This window comes from Cyanobacteria bacterium FACHB-DQ100 (genome assembly GCA_014695195.1).
GTDB lineage: Bacteria > Cyanobacteriota > Cyanobacteriia > Leptolyngbyales > Leptolyngbyaceae > Leptolyngbya.
Map to the genome: position 1 here is coordinate 1 of JACJNW010000003.1, position 14683 is coordinate 14683.

A 14683-nucleotide genomic window follows, 5' to 3' on the forward strand; every position below is an offset into this window, starting at 1 on the left:
AATGGCTAATAATTTCGCCAGGGAATCGATGTCGGGAATACATGGGAAAGAAGTTGAGAGCGAGCGTTGAACCAGTACGATTATTCTACATTCCGGTTAACCTGACAATATCGCAATTTCGATCAGAGAAATCGAGGCAATATAAATCAGATTGCCGTTTTGAATGGTTTGATCGAGGACATTGAGCGCGGTTTCGGACAGTCTATTTGAGCCGCGTAAGTACCAGATAAAAGTATGCGTGTCTGCAACAACGGTCATTACTCTGGGAACTCCCTGGGAAAGTTACCCCACATTTCTTGACGGGCTTCGGTGATGTCTTCTTCGCTAATCTGCACGTCGAAATCAGCCCAAAGACCTTTGAGGCTACGGCGTGGTTGCTTCGAGGTTGTTTTTTGCCGCAGAAATTCAGCGAAATCTAAAACTTCCTGCTGCTGTTCGGGAGGGAGCGATCGCACGGTTTCGATTAGGGTTTGTTCGAGGTTCGCGATGTTGGTCATGCGTTGATGTCCTCAATGCTGCTTTTACTTTACTGCTAGAACAGGCTGATTTGCTCGTCTTGGGGGCGCTCTTCAGATTTTTTCTTTTTCGTAGTTTTCGCTTTGCCTTTTGGTTTTTTCTTGTCGTGTAAGCCTTGGGCAACTTCTTCGGCGTAGCGATGCCTTTGGCACAGCAAAGCTGCTCGTGGTTCAGTTGCAAGAGTCGATACTTTCAGCGCACTTCGTGTTCGAGGACTTCGCGCCGCGCCGTTTCGCTGATGGTAAAGCGGATGCCTTGCTTGGTTGGGTGGAAGTCGTGCCCCAAATCGGGGTCTTGCCAACCATAGGCGTTTAGCGCAAAGCGCAACTCCGCAGGAACCGCAAGATTCATCTCGTAGATTTGCGTATCAGTAGCAGTGGGTTAAGTATCATGAAAAATTCTTCTAGTTTTTCCACCAGTGGCAGTAAGTCATTCGTGATGATGTCCCAAATGATATCGAGGTTAACATCGAAGTAAGCGTGAGTTAATCGATCGCGGGTTCCAGCCATTTGTCTCCAAGCAATATCAGGAAGTTGATCTCGGATATCTTGAGAAACGTTTTTTGCGGCTTCCCCTAAGATTTCTACTAAACGGACAACTGCCAGTGCCAACAGTTCATCAGTGTCGAGATCGGTTCGCTCACGTCCTTGAGTAAAGGTGATCGCTTTTCTGGCTGCATCGAGCATATGACGCAAGCGAACTTCATCCCGGTTGTTCATAGTAAACCTCGGCTTCTGCCAGGACGCGATCGCGGAAGTAGCGGCTGAGATCTTGGGGAGTGTTGAGGTCAATCGTTCGCCCGAAGAGGTCTGAGAGTTTGTCTTGGATGTCGATGAAGGCAAAGCCGGGGGTGTGCCCTGGTTCAAATTCAACTAAAACGTCGATGTCGCTATCGGGGCGAAAGTCTTCTCGGAGCACGGAGCCAAAGAGGGCTAGTCGGCGAATATGGTACTCTTGGCAAAGTTCAGCGATTTTTTCAGACGGGACTGGAATTCGCGATCGCTGGGTTAGTTCGGGCATGATGGGGCTGCTTCTTAGTCGAGGACTTGCTAACCATAGATTATTCAATCAAGTCTGTAGGTTATGAGGCTTGAGCAGCATTGCCTAGGGCGATCGAGGATAGGGGTAATGCTTCTGCTTCAAGCCGAGATAAATCGGCAATTTGACTGGCGCGATCGATATCAATTCCAACCAGGTGCCCTTCACTGTCAAAGTCTAAAACGATTCCGGCAGCAACTTCTTGAGAATCTGCACTCGGTTTGTCAATGAGACTAATGTAAAGTGAGTCCGTTTCAGCATAATAGTGAAATTTCATGGTTGCTCCTCTTTGAAGTTGCGATCGGGGAAAGCGTTATGAATCGTTTCACCATCTTCTAGGGTAACGACTCGCAGATATTTGTCTAGCTCTGGAATGTATGTCCAATGTCGAATGCGTCCGTCCGGTTGAGTTTCTCGCCGAATGGGTTCTCGGATAGCACGTTCACACCATTCTCGCTGAAGGTAGGGTCGTCTGGGTAGCACCTGTTCTTCAAAGTAGCGCGTCGTTTTCAAAACAATTCTCCCTGCTGCACCTTGGGATTGCCCCCTGTTTTGGAACTACGATCGCTCTGCATCTTTTTCCCTTTACCTTTGGATTTTTTCTTGTCATGTAAGCCTTGGGCAACTTCTTCGGCGTAGCGATCGTGGTTCAGTTGCAACAGTCGATCGAGCACTTCCCGCCGCGCCGTTTCGCTGATGGTAAAGCGGATGCCTTGCTTAGTTGGGTGGAAGTCGTGCCCTAAGTCGAGGTCTTGCCAACCATAGGCGATCGCAACCGCTTGATCCATTTCGATCTTGAGTCCAAACTGATTGTCCTGCCATTCTTCAGATGCCGATTGCAGTAACTTCAAATGCTCCGATCATGAGCATCTAACCCTGCTGGGAACGTCTTGAGCAGCATAGGCAAACTCAAAAACGAACCCGATGCTCTTTAATCAGCGACAACCATTCAGCGTGATGACGAGCAATAGACATTAGACATAGACGGTTAAGGATATTGAATCAGAACTGGACCTTCGGGAATAAATCGTGTTTGATAATTTACTTTCTTATCTTTCCCTCGCAGATTCTTAATTGGGATGGGCGTTTTCAGCCGTTCTAACTCTTGAACTTCCCAAAATACTGCCCAAGTTGGGGTATCCGTTGCAGTAGATTTTGGTCGAAAGATTGCTTTTCCAGGGTAGCGACCTCGACGAGATCCCACAGAGCCGATGTACAAGCCTCGCCACGTCACTTCTGGATGCAAGGGTTGATCGCCTTTCGCATGAGACGCATAAATCAAAACCTCGATCGCTTTACCATCCCGCAGTTTCTCCACTTCTCCAAACACTTCAAAATCCATGCTGCCAAACGCAACTTTGGGCAACTGATCGGGAGCTAAATCATCGGAGTCGAGTTGAGCCGCGATCGCTTCCAATCCAGAGATCAAGTGCATCTCTGGAACTGGGGCAAGCATGGCGAAGGCATGAGTCTTTTGCATGAATCCATCACTCTTGAACAAAACAGCAGCTTTCCTAGCCTACTAGGGCCGAATAATTTTTTGAAAGAGAAAAGTAACTACCAACGAAACAGTTGTGCAGTTAGGTTCTCAAACCACTTACGAATCAACGCTGTTTCCTGTTCAATCTCCCTCGAAATCTGTTCTGCCCTCGCTTTGAGGCTGTTCATATTCTGCTCAAATTGCTCCCACGCTGGATTGCTAAATAGCCCGTCAATCACCATATACAGGTGCCGCCGCACCTTAACGAGTTGTCCTTGCTCTGGAATGGCTTTAATAGCGCTCATAGAAGTACAGAAGCCCGAAATAAGCAGATTGGCTGCAAGTCGCCTCCGTTATCATACTCTCGTAGGTATAAAACGATTTCTAACCATATTAGGTGACTCTCGCTGCCACCCAGTTCATCCATCTTCTCCTGTTCTACTCAAGAAAATTAGAGTAATATCTAATACTCTTCGTAATTTCCAAGAATGGCTGACAAGGCTGCCGGGATGGTGATCAGCACTATTCTCAAACACGACACTAAGATCACCAGCTACAAAATTGCTCTTCTTCGCGCAATTAACGATGTCGTGCTGTCATTTCCTGACTTGCGAAGCTATCGCCAAGACATTGCCATTCCGCTCCGGCTCTTAGCTGAGTTCTGGGTTGCCTACTACTGGGGATTTGCTCAACTTAATCGTCCAATCTGGCAAGGACAACGAGCCACAACCTCCAGGGAGATGGCGCCTTCCGTAGATAATCAGTGCAAAAATGACATGGCGTTTCGCCCTGCCCTAACCGGTTTTCGAGAGCTATGGGAACATTCCCTTGGCAATGTTGTACGTCCCTCAGACGGATTTTTCGTCATCAACGAGTTGCGTGTCCCGCGCAAGCGTAAGACGTACCCATCCATATTGCTCGACGCGTACCAACAGGTTCTCAAGAACATCAGCAAAACACTAGAAATGCCGATTCAGTATGCAGGTCCAGGAAACTGGACGGTGTTTGAGAAGCCGAAACAGTTTAAGGAGCTAAACGACAGCACGATCGCAGTGCCCAGCACTCAACCGCATGAAAAATGTCTGGTCGTAAAAGCAGATTTGTGGCAGGTGTTTCGGGAAATGTCGCTCTGGGTCGAAGCGCTATGTATTCACGAGTGGTGCTTGTTCACCGAGTCCGTCAAGCAAGACCATTCAAATATCGATCGCGGGCACATTTACAAGCTGCTAACGGATCGCCCTGATAATCGCCGTCCGCTCACCTGGGAACGCAACAAGATCGATCTCCTCATCCTCGAAGGCAACACATTCATTTGTCCCTGGACGCAGCGCGAAATTACTCAAGGCATTGCTTACGATCTAGATCATCTGCTGCCCGTATCCGTCTATCCGATCAACGAGCTTTGGAATCTCGTTCCTGCTGACCCAAAATTCAATTCCCACGTCAAACGCGATCGCTTACCCACAATTGAACGACTTCAGCAAGCCCAGCCCTATTTTGAACTCGCATACAATCAATACAATGCTTCAAAATCCTTATCGCAGGTGCTTCAGGAGGATGCAGCGATCCGGTTCTCGCGGCTGCGACAAGACCTTTTCGCTGCATCCTTAGCCCACGCGGTTGCTGATTTTATTGAGCAGGTCGCTGAAACTCGGAATTTGAGCCGATTCGGATGAAGCCTGAAACCAGCGTCTTTATCGGCGCAACGATTCGCAAGCAACGCCATCACGATCGCGCTACTTTAAAAATAAAAACTCATGACCCAAGCCAAGCCGCGATTCAAAACAATTGAAGAATATCTTGACTATGACGATGGAGCCGATACTCGCTACGAGTTGGTTGACGGGGTGCTGGTAGAGATGCCTCCTGAGAGCCGATTGAATCAAAAAATTGCCTCATTTCTGTTTGGCGCATTCGTTAGACTTGGAATCTCAACAGATTTGCTTGTTATCGGCATTCAAATCGCCATTACAAGCCGAAAGGTAACAGCGAGACAACCTGACTTCGTTGTATTAACCGAAGAATGCGCGATCGCATTGGAAGGAATGAAAACCGCCGTCATCACTGGCGCAATGCCACCGCCTTCGTTGGTCGTCGAAGTAGTTTCACCGGGCGAACCGGGGACTGAGAATTACGATCGCGATTACATCGAGAAGCCAAGCGAGTATGCAGCGCGTAGAATTCCTGAATTCTGGCAAGTAGACCCACATCGAGCTGTTGTGCGAGTGCTGAGTCTAGACAGTGAAGAGTACCAGGCTAGAGAGTTTCGAGGCAGCGATCGCGTCGTTTCTCAAACTTTTCCAGACTTGCAGTTGACAGCCGAGCAGATTTTGAGGGCGGGTAGATGAGGGGTTGCGAATGGCGCGATCGTTGTTTAGCAACCGTTTAGAGTCAGAACATTAAATTGAGGAGTTCTATGCCAGCCGATGATGCTCTGTTGTTTATCGACGCTAATAAATACCTTGACCTGTATCGCATAGATCAGGGTAGAAAGCTGCTTGCACCCCTGGGGGAACAGGTGGAATACATTTTTGTGACATAACAGGTTGTTAATGAATTTCAGCGCAACAAGATTTCAGTAGCGGCGGATTTTTTGAGGCAAAAGTTTAAGGAATTGAAGCTGCAAGGTTTCAATCTGCCAGACCACCTGTTTAGCTCGAATGTTGGGCAACGCGAGGGCATCTTTCAGCAGTCGAAGCTTTGTGCATTCATGAGTGGTGCTTATTCACGGAGTCCGTCAAGCAAGACGATTCCAGCCTCGATCGCGGGCACATTTACAAGCTACTGACGGATCGCCCTGATAATCGCCGTCCGCTCACTTGGGAACGCAACAAAATCGACCTACTAATTCTCGAAGGCAATACATTCATTTGTCCCTGGACGCAGCGCGGAATCACCCAGGGCGTTGCTTACGATCTAGACCATCTGCTGCCCGTATCCGTTTACCCGATCAACGAGCTTTGGAATCTCGTTCCTGCCGACCCAAAATTCAATTCCCACGTCAAACGCGATCGCTTACCCACAGTTGAACGACTTCAGCAAGCCCAGCCCTACTTTGAACTCGCCTACAGTCAATACAACGCCTCGAAATCTTTGTCCCAGGTGCTTCAGGAGGATGCAGCGATCCGGTTTTCGCGGCTGCGACAAGACCTTTTCGCTGCATCCTTAGCTCATGCGGTCGTTGATTTCATTGAGCAGGTTGCAGAAACTCGAAATCTGAGTCGATTCGGATGAAAGCTGAAAGCAGCCTTATCGACGTAATGATTCACAAGCAACACCATCGCGATCGCGATCCAACCCAAAGGGGTCATTTGGAAAAGCTTGGAACACCCGTTGAGCCTCTTCCCAACTCGAGAAGTCTCCACAATCGCAGTCTGTCTTGACGCAAGCTAGCATTGACGACTCCCCGTAACTAAAGGTGCAGGGAGTCGTCAACACATGAATACAACACAGCACTCCAGCGTCACGAAAGTTTACAGCAAAGTTGTGATCAGATATTAGGAATCAGTTAACGTAAATGTGTTGTCTCTCTACGTTGCTTCTGTGCAAGGAGGTGGACGATGACTGTATTCTTTGCCGCTCAAGTCATTGAAATGACACTCATACCTCAAACGCAAGGCACAGAGAGTTGTGTTTGCTCCTGCATCACTCAGGACTAACTCTTAGCACTCTGCTGTGAACCTTGCCGCAAACAAGTTGTAATCACAGCAAGCAACACTCATGAATTTAGAACAATTGGGCTGGAGCAACCGTATGGCTTCCAGCTTCATGCCATATTGCCAACACGGATTCGTTGCAGGTCGAGTTGCGGTGGAGTACCGAGATCGCTATCTCCTCTACACCGAACAAGGTGAGCAATTTGCAGAAGTCTCAGGCAAACTGAGACACCGAGCGACTGGAATTCAAGATTTTCCCGCAGTAGGTGACTGGGTTGCCGTTCAACAAACTGAACAGCAAGCAACAATCCAAGCCATTTTGCCACGGGTCAGCAAATTCTCCCGCAAAGTGGCAGGTAGCACAACTGAGGAACAAGTGATCGCGACTAACGTTGACACTGTGTTTCTCGTGACTGGGTTAGATGGCGATTTTAATCTGAGACGAATTGAAAGATATCTCATCTTGGTTTGGGATAGCGGGGCTGTCCCTGTCATCGTGTTGAACAAAGCGGATCTCTGTCCTGATCTCGACCAACGGATTGCGGAGGTGGAAGCGATCTCGCTCGGTGTGGCTGTGATTGCGCTCAGTGCAGCACAGCAACAAGGCGTGGAGGCGCTCCAGCCTTACCTTCAACTTGGAAAAACGATCGCATTACTCGGCTCTTCTGGCGTGGGTAAGTCCACACTCACAAATCAACTGAAGGGTGAGCAGGTGCAATCTGTTCAATCGGTTCGACAGGGTGACGATCGCGGTAAACATACAACCACACATCGACAATTAATTCCTTTACCCTCAGGAGCATTAATCATCGACACGCCGGGAATGCGGGAATTGCAGCCCTGGTCGAGTTTAGGGAGCCTGCCAGAAACGTTCACGGATATTGAAGCGATTGCGCAACGCTGCCGCTTCCGTAATTGTCAACATGAACAAGAACCCGGTTGTGCAGTTCAGCAAGCAATTCTGGAAGGACAGCTCGACGCTCAGCGATTGCTGAACTATCAGAAGTTGCAGCGAGAACTTCACTATCTCGCTCGTAAACAGGATCAGCAGGCAGCGATGGCAGAGAAACAACGCTGGAAGAAGATTCACAAATCGATGCGAAACCATTCTAAACAGCAGTGGTAAAGGACAATTTTTGATCTTGGATGAATAGCTGCTTCATCTAGGATTGAAGTGGCTCATTTCTGTACACCAGGCTGAATGATGTGATCAATCAGCCCATAGGCTAGCGCATCCGTCGCTGACAGAAACGTCCGGCGGGTGCTATCTTCCGTGATTCGTTCAATGGGTTGTCCTGTTGCTTCGGCATAGAGTTCGTAAAGCCTGTGGCGTTGTCGAAAGACTTCTCTGGCTGCCGCTTCGATCTCGTAGGCAGTTCCTCCAGAGAACGAAGTATCCGGCTGCGCAAATCGGATACGAGCATGAGGCTGCGCCGATCGATGCCCAGGAGGGCCGATTGCTAATAGCAACGATCCAATTCCATCAGCAACGCCCAGACATCGCGTATGAATGGGAGCACATAGACTCCGAATCATGTCATAAATTGCCAGCCCAGCCGCAACCGACCCTGCCTCAGTCTGAATGTGAAGTTGGATCGCAGCATCTGGGTTCTCTCCTTCCAAATACAGCAGTTGAGCAATGAACTCATTCGTAACCTCATGGGTGATCGGTTGTCGTAAGAATAGCGTGCGAGATCGTATCCACTGATCGTCAAAATTCATGCCTGCATTTGAAGCGTTGTTGAACAGATTCATTGGTGTTCCTCCCTGCATCACTGTCAAGCGGCGCACCTCGATTTTAGTAGACTTGACATGCAACCATTTAGTTGCATAATAAGAGATATGGATGCCGTGTTTAAAGCCCTCTCTGATTCCAGTCGGAGAAAATTGCTCGATCAGTTGTACACCCACAATGGACAAACCCTTGGAGAACTCTGCGAACATCTTGTCATGACGCGGCAAGCGGTCAGTAAACATCTTGCGGTGTTAGAGGCTGCAAACCTTGTCGTCACACTTTGGCAGGGGCGAGAGAAACTGCATTATCTCAATCCTGCTCCGATTCAAGAGATCTACGATCGCTGGCTCAGCAAATACGATCGCTCCCAACTTGATGCGTTAAGTCAACTCAAATGCACCCTCGAAGAAACTTCACAGGAGACTGACCATGAGTAAACCGACCTTTGTTTATGTCACCTACATTGCGACGACGATCGAGCAGCTCTGGGCAGCCATCACTAGCGAAGCCTTCATGCAGCAATATTGGGGAGAGCGACAACTACAATCGGATTGGCAAGAAGGTTCGACTGTAGAGCAAGTAGACTCAGCAGGTGAATCACAAACCATTGGTGAAATCTTGCAGTCTGAACCGCCGCATCAGCTTTCCTATACCTTCCAGTTTTTTGATCACACACAGCCTTCTCGTGTCCGCTTCTTATTAGAGCCATCTGCACATCAGGTCAAGCTGACCGTGATTCACTATCGACTAGAAGCCCAAAGCTATCTCAGCAACAGCGACAGATGGGCGCTGTGCTTGTCTACCCTCAAGCAGTTACTAGAACTCGAAGGGGCGCTTTTGATTGTCGCTTAAACCCAATTTCTGATTTACTTCATTCAAGGAACTACCATCATGATTCCGACTGTTGTTGAACAATCGGGTCGAGGCGATCGCGCCTTCGACATTTACTCCCGGCTGCTACGAGAGCGCATTATTTTTCTTGCGGAACCCGTGATGCCCGAAATGGCAAACCGGATTGTGGCGCAATTGCTCTTTCTCGAAGCCGAAGACCCAGACAAAGATATCTACCTCTACATCAATTCTCCCGGTGGCTCTGTAAATGATGGGCTGGGCATCTATGACACGATGAACCACATTCGCCCCGATGTTTGTACAATTTGCTATGGCTTTGCAGCAAGTATGGGTGCGTTTCTCTTAGGTGCGGGTGCGAAAGGGAAGCGGAGCAGTTTGCCGAGTTCGCGGATTATGATTCATCAGCCTTCGGGCGGTGCACAAGGACAAGCGGTTGATATCGAGATTCAAGCGAAGGAAATTCTCTATGTCAAGAACCAGATCAATCAGCGCATGGCGAACTATACGGGGCGATCGCTGAAGCAAATTGAGCAAGATACCGAGCGGGATTTTTATATGTCCGCACAGGAAGCCGTGGAGTATGGCTTGATTGATCGAGTGATTGATCGTCCAGTGCTCCAGATGCTCGCTGAACTGGTAGCAGCTAGATAGCAGGAATTGATGAGTCGATCGATCGATCGCGCTCATCAAGTTCTCAGCTAAAGTTTTCCCAATTCACAGTCACGCTCAAGCAGTCTCTCAGATCCCTCCTCTTTAATCAACACTGTAGTCCTCTAAACACTCAGGAGATGGATCATGAAATTCCAAACACTCGCTCTGCTCGGATTAGTGACTCTGACAACCGTAACGGCTCAATCTGCTCGTGCACAAGTGCCTAATCAAACGCATCTGACGTCTAATGATGTTGCTGCCATTGCGGAATCTCGTAGCCGAGAAAGTCGCCCACCCGCACCGAGTGCAACTCAAGCGATCAATCTGACACCTCTCACTTCAGATCAAGTTAGCACGGTGCAAGTCAGCGACACACCCAAGCTTAATGCAGCGAATGATCGCGCAGTACAACTAGAGAATTCAGGGGGTCCGATCGTGGATGCCGTCGTGAATCGGCAAGCCAATAACATAGCTCACCCCCTGAACATGGTTTTCTCACAGACGTATGGACCTCAGGGAACCTCCGATGATGTTGCAGCGTTTGGGGTCAAGACTTTGTTCAATCCGTAGGTCAAGGAAGGTAATCTGACTGCGATAGAATAGCAATTTCCACCTGCACCGATCATGGATGTAGTTATGCGTGGGCAACTCAATCGCACCGCTCACGCTTCAATGTCAGAGTGGTGAGCCTCGGAGACTCGATTGATGCGCGAGCGGGTCTTCAACGATTTCAGGGAAAATTGGGCCATTCCACTTTGCAAAGTATCGAGTGAAGCGACGATGCCTTTGTCACCGCTTTAACGTCTCTTGTTTCACTCAATCGTTGGCTATTTGCTGCTCTCGCTGTTTTGCTGCTTCCTGCTGTACTATCTCTGAAATCCACAGCTTCCCACGTTTCACAAGCACTGATGGTTCTGTCTCAGAGCGGTGATTATTGATTCTGGGAGCGTTTGTTGCGCTGGAAATATCAACACGATCGATTGAGTTATATGACCTATCCATATCTGGTGAGCGCGATCGTTAGCCCCGCATCTTCATTTCGGGGCGGAACAGCAATAAGACTAAAGCGATTCTGTTTCGTATCATTCCGAAGCTATGTCCCTACCGCGATCCCAATGGAAACATTAGCCAATCCTGCCTCACCACTGCAATGAGCTAGACTAATCGCATCCTCAACTTTGGTTGTCGTTTCATGTCACTACCTCACCTCTTTTCCGCTCTGCAAGTCGGTGCTCTAAAGCTGCCAAACCGAATCCTCATGGCTCCTCTAACCCGCTGCCGTGCCGATCAAGCTCATGTTCCCACTCTATTGATGGCAGAATATTACAGTCAACGCGCCAGCGCTGGACTGATTATTGCAGAAGCGACTGCTGTCCTACCAGGTTGTTCTGCATTTGGCACGGAACCCGGAGTTCACAATGATGCTCAGGTTGCAGGATGGAAACAAGTCACCAATGCCGTTCACGCCAAAGGAGGTCGGATTGTGCTTCAGCTCTGGCATGGGGGTCGAGCTTGTCACCCGTTGTTGAATCACGGTGCCATTCCGGTCGCTCCCAGTGCCATTCCGATTACAAACGACGAATTTCATGCGCCGCAGGGTAAAGTTCCTTATGTCACGCCTCGTGCGCTAGAGGATGACGAAATTTCGACGATTATTGCAGGGTTCCGGTCTGCGGCTAAAAATGCGAAAACCGCTGGATTCGATGGAGTCGAAATTCACGGCGCAAACGGTTACTTACTGGATGAATTCCTGCGGGATGGGAGTAATCAACGGAGCGGTGCTTATGGGGGTTCGGTTGAGAATCGTGCCCGCTTGATGCTCGAGGTGTTGGAGGCGACCATCGACGTTTGGGGCAGCGATCGCGTGGGCTTAAGACTCTCGCCACTCAGTAGCTACAACAGCATGAAAGACAGCGATCCGGTTGGCACGTTCACCTGGTTAGCCACTCGCCTCAACAATTACAACCTTGCGTATCTGCATGTGATGCGGGGTGATGCTCTGGGTGAGCAACAAGGCAACATTCTGACTCCGATTCGTGCAGCCTACCATGGGGTCTTAGTCGGCAATACAGGATATACGGCAGAAGAGGCGGAACATGCGATTTCCGATGGTCAATTGGATGCAATCGCTTTTGGAACCTCGTTTTTAGCCAATCCTGATCTGCCGAATCGCTTTGCTCAGAATGCGCCGCTGAATGCTCCAGATCCGAGCAAGTTCTACTCGCCTGGAGCGCAAGGATATACAGATTATCCGTATTTAGCTGCAGCTTAAATCGATGTTGCTAGTTTTGCGTTCATACTTCATTACGTTCGACAGGTATGGCAGTGTGGCGAGTTGATTCGTTGAACGCGAAGAAACAGGCTAAGAAATCGTTGGAGCGGACAGTTGGAAGTCTTTTCGTCTATCGTGAAAGTCGATCTGCTGCCGCTCAACCGGGACGTTATCCCGCTCCATTTAGGTGGTTAGGGCGTAGTTGGAAATTATTCGGCATGAACGTTTAAATCTCGATTCTTTAATCTTCAACTGATTGCGGGTTTTCCTGCGTGAGCGAAATTGTCTGAAAGCTCCTGTATGCCTGGACTGTTATCGTTTCTGACTAAAATGGCTCAAGTCTTTCTAGTTGAACCGTCGGCAGGATCAAGAATGCCCCAAATACAACGGTGGCAATCAATTCCCACACATTTGACGTTAGAACAGTTTGAAGAATTTGTCTTGCCCCACCTGCACCTCGGCAGCCGTGGTCCTCAGCTAAAGCTCTCTTTGCACACAATCTTCAACTATATTTTGAAGCTCTTGTACCTCGGCTGCCAGTGGAAAGAACTGCCGATCAAGCAGGACAAGGAAGGGCGACCAGAAATTCATTACACTCGTGTCTATGCTGCCTTTCGGCACTATGAAGCTCAAGGATGTTTCGATGCCATTTTTGCGGGACGGTAGGACTCCTTCACCAGCAAGCGTTGCTGGATATCAGCGTAATCCATGGCGACGGAACAACCGCAACGAAGGAAGGCGGAGACAATCTCGGATTTAGCGGACACAAGCATCTCAAAGGGCACATTGCAGTTGCGGTCACAGAAAGCAACTGCAATGTGATTGCCCCGTTTGTTTCAGCTCCTGGCAATCGGAATGAGTTTCCACTGTTGCAGACCGCCCTGCCGAAAGTCACCCGCATCGCTCAAATGGCCGGGCTTGACCTAAACCGACGCTCGTCTCTCTCGATGGCGTTTACGATAGCCGAGCCAACCGGAGAGCCATCTTCAATCGCGGCATGATTCCCAACATTCCTGCAAATCCACGCGGCAGAAAGACTCCGAAGCGGGGACGCAAGGCTATTTTCGATGCGGCTATTTTTCAGGAACGCTCGCAATGGTCAGCATTCCAGGCAGAACTAGAAGAGTGCAACACATCCGAGTTTCGAGGAAGTCTCGGATGTGTTGCACTCTTCTGGTCGGCTGGTCTGGAAGGTGACGGACATTCCGCTTCAGTGGTTGGCTTATCCGACTGTGAGGAAGCATGGAGAGCGATTTGCGGAGACGGGATGTATTCGCAGCAAGCGGAATTGTGGGGGGCGATGTTGAGGTCGCTGATTAAACTCCCTGCTGTTTAAACCATTTTTGAAGTCGTTGCCATCCGTCCTTGGCTTCTGCCTCTCGATAAGAGGGGCGATAATCCGCAAAGAAAGCATGAGGTGCATCTGGATAAACAATCATTTCAGAGTGACTACTTCCAGTTTTGAGCCGATTTTGCATCTGTTGTACCGTCTCAAGAGGAATGCCTGTATCTTTGCCGCCATACAGCCCTAGAACTGGAACCTTGAGCGTAGAGGCAATATCGATCGGATGCTTAGGGGTTAGTGGTGTTTTATCCCCGACGAGTCGCCCATACCATGCTCCCCCTGCTTTGACTTGAGGATTATGTGCTGTATAGAGCCAGGTAATCCGTCCTCCCCAGCAAAAACCTGTAATTCCTAATCGGTTAGCATTTCCTTTTGCACATTGTACTGCCCAATTTACAGTTGCATCGAGATCGGACATTACTTGAGCATCAGGGACTTTGGCGACAATAGGGCGAATTTGATCAATGCTGCTTAACTTCGAGACATCGCCTTGGCGTGTGAACAATTCAGGTGCGATCGCGATATATCCTAACTTGGCAAATCGACGACAGGTATCTTGAATATGTTCATGAACTCCAAAGATTTCCTGAATCACTAAAACAATCGGAAAGTTAGAACCCATCGCAGGCTGCGCTTGATAAGCCGGAATTGCGCCATCCGAAACGGGAATTTTGACAGCCCCTGCAATCAATCCTTTTGTATCGGTGGTAATGGTTTTGGCAGAAATAGGTTGTGCTGCCAGGGCGAAGCCCGTTGCAAGGGTGGCAGTTGCGATAAATCTGCGGCGCGTCAATTCTTTTGTCATTTTCAACCACGAAGTCATTTCGTCTTGATTCTAGTGGCTGATCAATTCTCCTAGCATAGTTTAAGTTCTCTAGTCTTTTCTTTTTATCCCTATCGGTGATTAACAATAAACCGCGATGTCTTCACCACATACATCAGCTAGGTAACAGAGCGCTTTGAACCGTAGTCCTACCAACTGCTCATAGAACGGGTTCAGTTTGCACATCGGCGGAATGTGGAGCAGAACATGACCGAAGAAGCAGATATCGCGTTCAAAGGGACACTGAGCCGGAATCAGGCGACAGAAAAAATGGGCAGTTTCTGAATTACGAATCTCGAACTCGTCCAATTTTTG

General features: G+C 49.0%; 19 protein-coding genes and 5 pseudogenes. 10 read left to right on the forward strand and 14 right to left on the reverse strand.

All coding sequences use genetic code 11. From position 1 onward, the window contains the following. Window positions 1-96 precede the first annotated feature (96 nt). The 10 genes and pseudogenes from H6F51_00125 to H6F51_00170 form a co-directional block, all read right to left on the reverse strand. Window positions 97-258, reverse strand: a complete 162-nt coding sequence (locus tag H6F51_00125) for a hypothetical protein (GenBank protein MBD1820937.1) — start codon at window positions 256-258, stop codon at window positions 97-99. Next, window positions 258-497, reverse strand: a complete 240-nt coding sequence (locus tag H6F51_00130; GenBank protein MBD1820938.1) for a DUF2281 domain-containing protein — start codon at window positions 495-497, stop codon at window positions 258-260. Before H6F51_00130 ends, H6F51_00125 begins: the two co-directional genes overlap by 1 nt. A 35-nt stretch (window positions 498-532) precedes the next feature. Further along, window positions 533-825, reverse strand: a pseudogene (locus H6F51_00135) (hypothetical protein). Window positions 826-863: 38 nt separating this feature from the next. Continuing rightward, on the reverse strand, window positions 864-1235 hold the full coding sequence (locus H6F51_00140; GenBank protein MBD1820939.1) for a DUF86 domain-containing protein: 372 nt from the start codon (window positions 1233-1235) through the stop codon (window positions 864-866). Beyond that, a complete protein-coding gene (locus H6F51_00145; GenBank protein MBD1820940.1) occupies window positions 1219-1536 on the reverse strand; it encodes a nucleotidyltransferase family protein in 318 nt (105 codons plus the stop codon). Before H6F51_00145 ends, H6F51_00140 begins: the two co-directional genes overlap by 17 nt. Before the next feature lie 61 nt (window positions 1537-1597). Continuing rightward, window positions 1598-1831, reverse strand: a complete 234-nt coding sequence (locus H6F51_00150; protein ID MBD1820941.1) for a DUF2283 domain-containing protein — start codon at window positions 1829-1831, stop codon at window positions 1598-1600. Further along, window positions 1828-2067, reverse strand: a complete 240-nt coding sequence (locus H6F51_00155; protein ID MBD1820942.1) for a hypothetical protein — start codon at window positions 2065-2067, stop codon at window positions 1828-1830. Before H6F51_00155 ends, H6F51_00150 begins: the two co-directional genes overlap by 4 nt. After that, window positions 2064-2348: pseudogene (locus tag H6F51_00160) on the reverse strand (hypothetical protein). Before H6F51_00160 ends, H6F51_00155 begins: the two are co-directional and overlap by 4 nt. A gap of 194 nt (window positions 2349-2542) precedes the next feature. Further along, window positions 2543-3034, reverse strand: a complete 492-nt coding sequence (locus H6F51_00165; GenBank protein ID MBD1820943.1) for a hypothetical protein — start codon at window positions 3032-3034, stop codon at window positions 2543-2545. Window positions 3035-3111: 77 nt separating this feature from the next. Beyond that, window positions 3112-3339, reverse strand: a complete 228-nt coding sequence (locus H6F51_00170; protein ID MBD1820944.1) for a hypothetical protein — start codon at window positions 3337-3339, stop codon at window positions 3112-3114. Between the two features lie 183 nt (window positions 3340-3522). On the opposite strand from H6F51_00170, the gene H6F51_00175 reads away from it, so the two are divergent. The 3 genes and pseudogenes from H6F51_00175 (at window position 3523) to H6F51_00185 (ending at window position 6268) form a co-directional block, all read left to right on the forward strand. After that, window positions 3523-4710: a hypothetical protein gene (locus H6F51_00175; protein ID MBD1820945.1), complete on the forward strand. Its 1188-nt coding sequence runs from the start codon at window positions 3523-3525 to the stop codon at window positions 4708-4710. 81 nt (window positions 4711-4791) lie between these two features. Continuing rightward, entirely contained in the window at window positions 4792-5382 is a 591-nt protein-coding gene (locus H6F51_00180; GenBank protein ID MBD1820946.1) for a Uma2 family endonuclease, read from the forward strand. Between the two features lie 334 nt (window positions 5383-5716). After that, a pseudogene (locus H6F51_00185) lies at window positions 5717-6268 on the forward strand (hypothetical protein). A gap of 15 nt (window positions 6269-6283) precedes the next feature. On the opposite strand, the pseudogene H6F51_00190 reads toward H6F51_00185, so the two are convergent. Next, a pseudogene (locus H6F51_00190) lies at window positions 6284-6436 on the reverse strand (excalibur calcium-binding domain-containing protein). Between the two features lie 318 nt (window positions 6437-6754). Here H6F51_00190 and rsgA point away from each other — a divergent pair. Beyond that, window positions 6755-7816: a ribosome small subunit-dependent GTPase A gene (gene rsgA, locus H6F51_00195; protein ID MBD1820947.1), complete on the forward strand. Its 1062-nt coding sequence runs from the start codon at window positions 6755-6757 to the stop codon at window positions 7814-7816. A 53-nt stretch (window positions 7817-7869) separates the two neighbouring features. Here rsgA and H6F51_00200 read toward each other — a convergent pair whose 3' ends face one another. Further along, complete coding sequence (locus tag H6F51_00200; protein ID MBD1820948.1) at window positions 7870-8445, reverse strand: ATP-dependent Clp protease proteolytic subunit; 576 nt, start codon at window positions 8443-8445, stop codon at window positions 7870-7872. Window positions 8446-8532: 87 nt separating this feature from the next. Here H6F51_00200 and H6F51_00205 point away from each other — a divergent pair, with 87 nt between their 5' ends. The 6 genes and pseudogenes from H6F51_00205 (at window position 8533) to H6F51_00230 (ending at window position 13290) form a co-directional block, all read left to right on the forward strand. Then, the gene (locus H6F51_00205) at window positions 8533-8862 is read left to right on the forward strand and encodes a helix-turn-helix transcriptional regulator (GenBank protein ID MBD1820949.1); all 330 of its coding nucleotides are present in this window, start codon (window positions 8533-8535) and stop codon (window positions 8860-8862) included. Continuing rightward, a complete protein-coding gene (locus H6F51_00210) occupies window positions 8855-9277 on the forward strand; it encodes an SRPBCC domain-containing protein (GenBank protein MBD1820950.1) in 423 nt (140 codons plus the stop codon). The genes H6F51_00205 and H6F51_00210 overlap by 8 nt, the downstream gene beginning before the upstream one ends. Window positions 9278-9316: 39 nt before the next feature. Further along, window positions 9317-9928: an ATP-dependent Clp endopeptidase proteolytic subunit ClpP gene (gene clpP / locus H6F51_00215; protein ID MBD1820951.1), complete on the forward strand. Its 612-nt coding sequence runs from the start codon at window positions 9317-9319 to the stop codon at window positions 9926-9928. A gap of 144 nt (window positions 9929-10072) precedes the next feature. Further along, window positions 10073-10498 carry a hypothetical protein gene (locus tag H6F51_00220; GenBank protein ID MBD1820952.1) on the forward strand — a complete coding sequence of 142 codons (426 nt, stop codon included), beginning with the start codon at window positions 10073-10075 and terminating at the stop codon, window positions 10496-10498. A gap of 622 nt (window positions 10499-11120) precedes the next feature. Further along, entirely contained in the window at window positions 11121-12200 is a 1080-nt protein-coding gene (locus tag H6F51_00225) for an alkene reductase (protein ID MBD1820953.1), read from the forward strand. A gap of 372 nt (window positions 12201-12572) precedes the next feature. Then, window positions 12573-13290, forward strand: a pseudogene (locus H6F51_00230) (transposase). Window positions 13291-13516: 226 nt separating this feature from the next. Here the strand turns inward: H6F51_00230 and H6F51_00235 are convergent. Next, window positions 13517-14350, reverse strand: coding sequence for a dienelactone hydrolase family protein (locus H6F51_00235; protein ID MBD1820954.1), 834 nt, complete (start codon window positions 14348-14350; stop codon window positions 13517-13519). Window positions 14351-14449: 99 nt separating this feature from the next. After that, window positions 14450-14683 (reverse strand): Mo-dependent nitrogenase C-terminal domain-containing protein (locus H6F51_00240; GenBank protein MBD1820955.1); only part of this gene is annotated, 234 nt, incomplete at its 5' end.

Coding starts and splice junctions, on each gene's coding strand:
- H6F51_00125 (MBD1820937.1), bottom strand. CDS start 258: ATGACCGTTGTTGCAGACACGCATACTTTTATCTGGTACTTACGCGGC.
- H6F51_00130 (MBD1820938.1), bottom strand. CDS start 497: ATGACCAACATCGCGAACCTCGAACAAACCCTAATCGAAACCGTGCGA.
- H6F51_00140 (MBD1820939.1), bottom strand. CDS start 1,235: ATGAACAACCGGGATGAAGTTCGCTTGCGTCATATGCTCGATGCAGCC.
- H6F51_00145 (MBD1820940.1), bottom strand. CDS start 1,536: ATGCCCGAACTAACCCAGCGATCGCGAATTCCAGTCCCGTCTGAAAAA.
- H6F51_00150 (MBD1820941.1), bottom strand. CDS start 1,831: ATGAAATTTCACTATTATGCTGAAACGGACTCACTTTACATTAGTCTC.
- H6F51_00165 (MBD1820943.1), bottom strand. CDS start 3,034: ATGCAAAAGACTCATGCCTTCGCCATGCTTGCCCCAGTTCCAGAGATG.
- H6F51_00170 (MBD1820944.1), bottom strand. CDS start 3,339: ATGAGCGCTATTAAAGCCATTCCAGAGCAAGGACAACTCGTTAAGGTG.
- H6F51_00175 (MBD1820945.1), top strand. CDS start 3,523: ATGGCTGACAAGGCTGCCGGGATGGTGATCAGCACTATTCTCAAACAC.
- H6F51_00180 (MBD1820946.1), top strand. CDS start 4,792: ATGACCCAAGCCAAGCCGCGATTCAAAACAATTGAAGAATATCTTGAC.
- rsgA (MBD1820947.1), top strand. CDS start 6,755: ATGAATTTAGAACAATTGGGCTGGAGCAACCGTATGGCTTCCAGCTTC.
- H6F51_00200 (MBD1820948.1), bottom strand. CDS start 8,445: ATGAATCTGTTCAACAACGCTTCAAATGCAGGCATGAATTTTGACGAT.
- H6F51_00205 (MBD1820949.1), top strand. CDS start 8,533: ATGGATGCCGTGTTTAAAGCCCTCTCTGATTCCAGTCGGAGAAAATTG.
- H6F51_00210 (MBD1820950.1), top strand. CDS start 8,855: ATGAGTAAACCGACCTTTGTTTATGTCACCTACATTGCGACGACGATC.
- clpP (MBD1820951.1), top strand. CDS start 9,317: ATGATTCCGACTGTTGTTGAACAATCGGGTCGAGGCGATCGCGCCTTC.
- H6F51_00220 (MBD1820952.1), top strand. CDS start 10,073: ATGAAATTCCAAACACTCGCTCTGCTCGGATTAGTGACTCTGACAACC.
- H6F51_00225 (MBD1820953.1), top strand. CDS start 11,121: ATGTCACTACCTCACCTCTTTTCCGCTCTGCAAGTCGGTGCTCTAAAG.
- H6F51_00235 (MBD1820954.1), bottom strand. CDS start 14,350: ATGACAAAAGAATTGACGCGCCGCAGATTTATCGCAACTGCCACCCTT.